1 protein-coding gene is annotated in these 3,394 nt (G+C 67.1%); it reads left to right on the top strand.

Annotated elements, in window-relative coordinates:
* Window positions 1-3,330, top strand: a 3,330-nt coding sequence (mfd, locus tag WAN71_RS12530) for a transcription-repair coupling factor (RefSeq protein ID WP_422225635.1), incomplete at its 5' end; no start/stop codon positions are given.
* Window positions 3,331-3,394 lie beyond the last annotated feature (64 nt).

The following is a 3,394-nucleotide window of genomic DNA, read 5'->3' as shown; positions in this document are numbered from 1 at the left end:
CTGCAGCCGATGGCCCCGCAGCTGGGCTTGCGGGAGCCGCTCACTTTTACTGTCGGCAGCGACACTGGCAGCGCCACCGGCGCCGACGGGGGGTTCGAAGGGGTTATCACCCGACTGGTCGAGCTGGCCTACACCCGGGTGGACATGGTCGGTCGGCGCGGCGAATTCGCCGTCCGCGGCGGCATCCTCGATATCTTCGCCCCGACCGCCGAGCACCCGGTGCGGGTGGAGTTCTGGGGCGACGAGGTCACCGAGATGCGGATGTTCTCGGTGGCCGACCAGCGGTCGATTCCCGATATCAGCGTCGAGGACCTGGTCGCGGTCGCATGCCGCGAGCTGTTGTTGACCGACGAGGTGCGGGTCCGGGCGGCCGAGCTGGCCGGACAGCAGCCGCGGCCCGAGCACGGTTTCACCGGCAGCGTCGCCGACATGTTGGCCAAACTCGCCGAGGGCATCCCGGTCGACGGCATGGAGGCGTTGCTGCCGGTGCTGAGGCCCGACGACTTGTCGCTGCTGACCAATCAGCTGGCCGACGGTACGCCGGTGCTGGTCTGCGACCCGGAAAAGGTGCGTACCCGCGCGGCTGACCTGATCAAGACCGGTCGCGAGTTCCTCGAGGCGTCCTGGTCGGCGGCGGCCTTGGGCGGCGATTCACCCATCGACGTCGAGCAGCTCGGCGGCTCGGGATTCCGCGAACTTGACGAGGTGCGGGCCGCCACCCGGGACTCCGGCCATCGGTGGTGGACGCTCAGCCAGCTTTCCGACGAGTCGGCGGTCGAACTGGACATCCGGGCCGCACCGTCGGCCCGCGGCCATCAGCGCGACATCGACGAGATCTTTGCGATGCTGCGCGCCCACGTATTGACGGGCGGGGTCGCTGCGGTCGTCGCGCCCGGAACTGGAACCGCGCACCGGGTGGTCGAGCAGCTGGCCGAATCCGACACGCCGGCAACGATGTTGGAGCCGGGAGCAGAACCCAAGCCCGGCGTGGTCGGGGTGCTCAAAGGCCCGCTGCACGACGGTTTAATAATTTCGAGCAATACCGCGTCGCTGGTGATCATCACCGAGACCGACCTGACGGGCAACCGGGTGACCGCCACGGGCGGCAAACGGCTGGCCGCCAAACGCCGCAACACCGTCGACCCGCTGGCGTTGACCGCAGGCGACTTGGTCGTTCACGACCAGCACGGCATCGGGCGATTCGTGGAGATGACCGAGCGCACCGTCGGCGGCGCCCGCCGCGAGTATCTGGTGCTGGAGTATGCGTCGAGCAAACGAGGCCAGAACGAAACCGACAAGCTTTATGTGCCAATGGATTCGCTGGACCAGTTGTCCCGGTATGTCGGTGGGCAGGCGCCGGCGCTAAGCCGGCTTGGGGGCAGCGACTGGACCAACACCAAGACGAAGGCCCGCAGAGCGGTCAGGGAGATCGCCGGCGAGCTGGTGTCGCTGTACGCCAAGCGGCAGGCCTCCGCGGGACACGCGTTCGGGCCGGACACCCCGTGGCAGGCCGAGATGGAGGATGCTTTCGGCTTCACCGAAACCGTGGACCAGCTCACCGCGATCACCGAAGTCAAAGCGGACATGGAGAAACCGATCCCAATGGACCGGGTGATCTGCGGCGACGTGGGCTACGGCAAGACCGAGATCGCGGTGCGGGCGGCGTTCAAGGCGGTGCAGGACGGCAAGCAGGTCGCGGTCCTGGTGCCCACCACGCTGCTGGCCGATCAGCATCTGCAGACCTTCGCCGAACGGATGGCCGGCTTCCCGGTCCGGATTAACGGCCTGTCCCGATTCACCGACGCCAGCGAATCCCGCGCCGTGATCGACGGCTTGGCCGACGGCTCGGTGGACATCGTGATAGGCACCCATCGGCTGTTGCAGACCGGGGTGCGGTGGAAGGACCTCGGCCTGGTGGTCGTGGACGAGGAACAGCGCTTCGGTGTCGAGCACAAGGAGCACATCAAGGCGCTGCGCACCCATGTCGACGTGCTGACGATGAGCGCCACCCCGATCCCGCGCACGCTGGAGATGAGTTTGGCCGGGATCCGCGAGATGTCGACTATTTTGACCCCGCCCGAAGAGCGCTACCCGGTACTGACCTACGTCGGGCCGCACGACGACAAGCAAGTCGCTGCGGCGCTGCGCAGAGAACTGCTGCGCGACGGGCAGGCTTTCTACGTGCACAACCGGGTCAGCTCCATCGACCAGGCGGCAGCGCGGGTGCGGGGATTGGTGCCCGAGGCCAAAGTCGCCGTCGCGCATGGACAAATGCCTGAGGATCTGCTGGAAACCACCGTCGAAGGATTCTGGAACCGCGAGTTCGACATTTTGGTGTGCACCACGATCGTCGAGACCGGTCTGGACATCTCCAACGCCAACACTTTGATCGTCGAGCGGGCCGACACCTTCGGGCTGGCCCAGCTGCACCAGCTACGGGGTCGGGTGGGCCGTAGTCGCGAACGTGGTTATGCCTATTTACTTTATCCGCAACACGCCCCGCTGACTGAGACCGCCTACGACCGGTTGGCGACGATCGCGCAGAACAACGAATTGGGCGCCGGCATGGCGGTGGCGATGAAGGACTTGGAGATTCGCGGCGCCGGCAATGTGCTGGGTGTCGAGCAGTCCGGACATGTGGCCGGGGTTGGCTTTGATCTATATGTGCGACTGGTCGGCGAGGCCGTGGAGGCTTATCGTGCCGCGGCCGACGGGAACACCGTCACCACTGCCGAGGAGCCCAAAGATATGCGGATCGACTTGCCGGTCGATGCGCACCTGCCGCCGGACTACATCCCCAGCGACCGGCTACGGCTGGAGGGGTACCGGCGGCTGGCCGCAGCGGCCGACAACGCGCACGTCGATGCCGTCGTCGAGGAGCTGACCGACCGGTACGGCACGCTGCCCGAAACCGCGCAGCGGCTGGTGGCCGTGGCACGACTCCGGCTGCTGTGTCGCGCCGCCGGCATCACCGAAGTGTCGGCAGCGTCGGCGGCCACGGTGCGGCTGGCGCCGATCACCTTGCCGGACTCTGCCCAGGTGCGGCTGGCGCGGATGTATCCGGGTGCGCGTTACCGCGCTACGACGTCGACGGTGCAGGTCCCGATTCCGCGCGCCGGTGGCGTCGGTGCGCCACGAATTCGTGATCTCGAGCTGGTGCAAATGGTGGCCGATTTGGTATCGGCGCTGGATGGGAAACCGGGAGAATCAAGCAAGGTTGATATAACGAATTCATCAGGGCCGCCCGACGACGATGCGGGCCGCGGAGGGGCCCGAGGAGGAGTCGGGCAATCAGGGTCGGCGTCGAGACAGGAGCGACAAGCGCAATGACTTGCGCCAACGACGGGGCACGCCCCCTCGCCGCTGCGCGGCTGGGGGCACGCCCCCTCGCCGC

This window comes from Mycobacterium sp. (assembly GCF_049280035.1).
Classification (GTDB): domain Bacteria; phylum Actinomycetota; class Actinomycetes; order Mycobacteriales; family Mycobacteriaceae; genus Mycobacterium.
This window is presented reverse-complemented; position numbering and strand designations above follow the sequence as displayed.